This is a genomic window from Arthrobacter sp. HMWF013 (genome assembly GCF_003061105.1).
In the GTDB taxonomy this organism is placed as follows: Bacteria; Actinomycetota; Actinomycetes; order Actinomycetales; family Micrococcaceae; genus Arthrobacter.
In genome coordinates this window covers 1-2,703 of the sequence record NZ_QAIQ01000385.1, presented here as the reverse complement: position 1 = coordinate 2,703, position 2,703 = coordinate 1, and the positions used below count along the sequence as shown (strand labels likewise).

5 protein-coding genes are annotated in these 2,703 nt (G+C 64.4%); 2 read left to right on the top strand and 3 right to left on the bottom strand.

Translation table 11 applies throughout. From position 1 onward, the window contains the following. Nucleotides 1–245 (top strand): substrate-binding domain-containing protein (locus DBR22_RS14315; RefSeq protein ID WP_146187508.1); only part of this gene is annotated, 245 nt, incomplete at its 5' end. Between the two features lie 4 nt (nt 246–249). On the opposite strand, the gene DBR22_RS14310 is transcribed toward DBR22_RS14315, so the two are convergent. From DBR22_RS14310 to DBR22_RS14300, 3 genes are all read right to left on the bottom strand, one after another. Continuing rightward, nucleotides 250–1,191: a glycoside hydrolase family 43 protein gene (locus DBR22_RS14310; protein WP_258229210.1), complete on the bottom strand. Its 942-nt coding sequence runs from the start codon at nt 1,189–1,191 to the stop codon at nt 250–252. A gap of 155 nt (nt 1,192–1,346) precedes the next feature. Beyond that, entirely contained in the window at nt 1,347–1,682 is a 336-nt protein-coding gene (locus DBR22_RS14305) for a hypothetical protein (protein WP_108599568.1), read from the bottom strand. 17 nt (nt 1,683–1,699) lie between these two features. Then, nucleotides 1,700–2,392, bottom strand: coding sequence for a GntR family transcriptional regulator (locus tag DBR22_RS14300; protein ID WP_108599567.1), 693 nt, complete (start codon nt 2,390–2,392; stop codon nt 1,700–1,702). A 106-nt stretch (nt 2,393–2,498) separates the two neighbouring features. Between DBR22_RS14300 and DBR22_RS14295 the strand changes: the two genes are divergently transcribed. Further along, a partial coding sequence (locus DBR22_RS14295; protein WP_181365192.1) for a LamB/YcsF family protein occupies nt 2,499–2,703 on the top strand: 205 nt, incomplete at its 3' end.

The window sequence follows — 2,703 nt, the reverse complement described above, 5'->3', positions numbered from 1 at the left end:
TCGTAGACGGACGCGCCGATATAGCCATCCAGCAGCTCAGCGAGCTGCTGTTCGTTCCCCAAGCTCACATCGTCGGCCCACTGCCCGCAGAACTCCAGCACTACACAGAGTTCTCCGCAGCCGTCGGGGCAAAAACCACCACACCAGCCGAAGCAGAATCCTTTGTCTCGTTCCTCGCTTCACCAGCAGCAGAAGCCAAGTACCTGAAAACGATGCTCGAACTGCCAAATGCTCCCGCCACGTAGGCCATCACAAGATCCGGATCCGGGCCCCTTTGATCTCCACTTCAGTGAGCTTTACCCGTTCGTCCGGGGTGTTGTTTGGCCAGTGGAAGACCAGGTAGTCGTGGCCGCTGGAGGTGTGGAGGATCATGCCGTGGCCGCCGTTGCTGGACCAGAGGGGCTGGTCGTGCTGCGTCCAGGGCCCGGTGATGGTTCCACTGTGTGATTCGGCAATGCCCATCGCGTATCCTGCCTCGCCGTGGCTCGACCACAGCATCAGCAGCGAACCCTCGGGTGATCGGATGAGAAAGGGACCATCGGTGAACATCGGGTCCTTGGCAAGGTTCAGGCCTTCCGGCGGTTCAACGCCGTCCGGGAACCGCAGTGGCCTGCTCCAGGCTGCCGATGACGCTGCGAACAACAGGACCGGCTCACCCACGCCAACTTTCAGGTCCTGTGACAGGCGGAGCGCGTACATCTCGCCGTCGGAAATTCCGGCTTTGTCAGGTGTTCCCTCCGCGCCGCGGCTATAAACCAGCCAGGGGACAGCGCCGTCATCAAGGAAGAGCGTTCCGTCCAGGCCTGGCTCCGAAGCCGGTGTCACGGGTCCATCGCTCCACGGCTCGTAAGGGCCTGTGGGGTGGTCCGCTACCAGGATCGCGACTCCACGGGGCCGTGCGCCGGTCGAGGTGGCGAAGGTGGCGATCATGAAGAACCGTCCGTCAAGGGAGTGGACTTCCGGCGCCCAGTACTGGCTGTCCGCCCAGAAGCCTTGCGGGGGGCGGAACGCGGCAATGGGTCCATCCCAGTGCTCGAGATCATCGCTGACGTAGCAGTCGAAACCGGTCGCGGGTCCTCCCCAGACGTTCTCGTCGGTGGTCCCGAAAAGGACGAATTCACCTGGAAACGGCTCCAGGATGAATGGATCACGCATCCGGATGTCCTCAAGGCGGAGCTGTTCAACGGGCATCTGCGTTCCTTCGTCGGCTTGGCGGCTCAGCGCGACCCGGTACCTTTGCCCAGTGGTGCGCCGAGACCAGTCTTGCCTTCCTTGGCAGCCGTCCGGGGAATCACTTTCGCCCAATGGAAATGTATAAAACTCCAGCCCCGGGCACGAAGCCTGGGTTAAGCGGCGCAGGCATCCTTCAGTGCATCGACTGAGTCAGCCGGCACCTGGTCGCCGGACTTGGCGATCTGGCCCAGCGGCGTCGTGATTTCTGCGGGCACTCCGGCGGCGCTGGCGGCGTCGACCAGTCCGCTGAGCGCTGCCTTGTCCGAGGCACTGACCAGGCCGTCTTCAACCACGGCGCAGACCTGCTTTTTAACCTCGGATGCGGCGGCGGTGGCCACCTTCGAGGCGGCCTCGCCGGCAGCGCTTTCCGCAGCCTGCTGTACCTCTCCGCAGGCGGTCAGCAGGAGGAACAGGGGGACGGCGGACAGGGCGGCAAGGCGACGTTTCATCAGTCCAGCCTACCGGCTCAGGCTGTCCCGCCCTCCCCGTGCACGTCCGCCATCCTGTCCTCGGAGCGGTCCAGGTAGGCCAGCAGCAGGTCTGCGGCGCGGTCCGGTTCCCCGGCTTCCAGGGCTTCGCAGATCTCCTCGTTGTCCCGCAGATAGTGCTGGTAGAAGTGCGCATCCACGGTGGCCTTGTGGAAAAACAGGCGCATCTCGGCCAGCACCTGGGCCATCATGCTGTTCAGGCGCCGGCTACCGGCCAGGGCAACAATGGCGCCGTGGAAATGCTGGTTGGCGGTGCCGATCGCATCCTCATCACCTGCCGCCGCGGCACGCTTGCCTTCCTCCACTGCGGCCCGGACGGCGGCCACGCCCTCAGGCGCGCCGCCGGCCCGCAACGAACTGACCTCGATGGCGCGGCGGACCGTATAGACATCATGAACGTCCCCCGCCTCCAGGCTCGCGACGAAGACGCCGCGGTTCGGATGGCGGACCACCAACCGTTCGCTGGCGAGTTCGGCAAAGGCCTCACGCACGGTGTTCCGGGAGACGCCCAGGTCCTCGGCGATGGTGGATTCGGTGAGCCGCGCCCCCGGCAGCAGCGCTCCCTCAGCCAGTTGGCGGCGAAGTTCATCCGCCACACGCTCTGCCACTGACGGAACGGCCACCCGAAGGCGGCCTGCGGTACTGCGGACGTTCGCGTCTGTGGTGGCCATACCCGAGAATTTACACGATCGTCACATCGTTGAATCGAAGGATTGTTGAACAATCGCTACTTTTAGTGCATCCTAGTTAGACCACTCAATGAGACGGGGATCACAAATGACAGCGATCGACCTCAACAGCGACGTCGGCGAATCCTTCGGCCGCTGGATCCTGGGCGATGACAACGCGATGTTCGCCTCGGTGTCCAGCGCGAACGTGGCCTGCGGATTCCATGCCGGTGATCCCAGCGTGATCCGGCGGACCTGCCGCGAGGCGGCCGCCGCCGGAGTCGTCATCGGCGCCCACGTCGGGTACCGCGACC